Annotated in this window: 1 protein-coding gene; it reads left to right on the top strand. The window is 52.2% G+C overall.

Annotation, left to right across the window (positions count from 1 at the left end; all coding sequences use genetic code 11):
* Window positions 1-523: glycosyltransferase family 4 protein (locus ACQV2G_RS09170; protein WP_428876656.1), on the top strand; the 523-nt coding region annotated here is incomplete at both ends.

Below are 523 nucleotides of genomic sequence, written 5' to 3'. Positions count from 1 at the left end.
ACAATATTTTGCCTCATTGCCACTGCCTCGCAGTGAGCGATCAGCAAGCTGACTGGCTGGGTTCATTGGGAGCAACAAGTGTAAGAACCGTTTACAACAGTATCGGCGCGGAATTCAGCCGTGCGCCCCAGCGGGAAATTTCATCTCCTCCAGTTATCTTGATGGTGGGAACGCAGCAAAAGCGAAAAGGCGTTGATCTGTTTTCTCGCGTGGCTGATATCGCCGCGAGGGAGGGACGCGACTGGAGGTTTGTTTGGCTCGGCGCTTATACACGCGGAGCGGAAGGATGTTACAAATCAGATAATGTCAGTTGGGTCGGTCATGTCTCGTCCGACGAAGTGTTGAGCTGGCTTTCAAAATCTAGTGTGTTCTTCCTCAGTTCGATAGATGATCCAATGCCATTGAGCGTTGGCGAGGCGTTGATGAATAACGTTCCGGCGCTTGTTTACCAAGACACCGGCTTCGCGCCATTTATCGAATCGCATCACGCGGGAGAGGTCTTCCGCGACTATGAGCCGAATTC

The sequence above is a fragment of the Facklamia sp. P12955 genome (genome assembly GCF_050409565.1).
Classification (GTDB): Bacteria; Bacillota; Bacilli; order Lactobacillales; family Aerococcaceae; genus Facklamia.
This window is presented reverse-complemented; position numbering and strand designations above follow the sequence as displayed.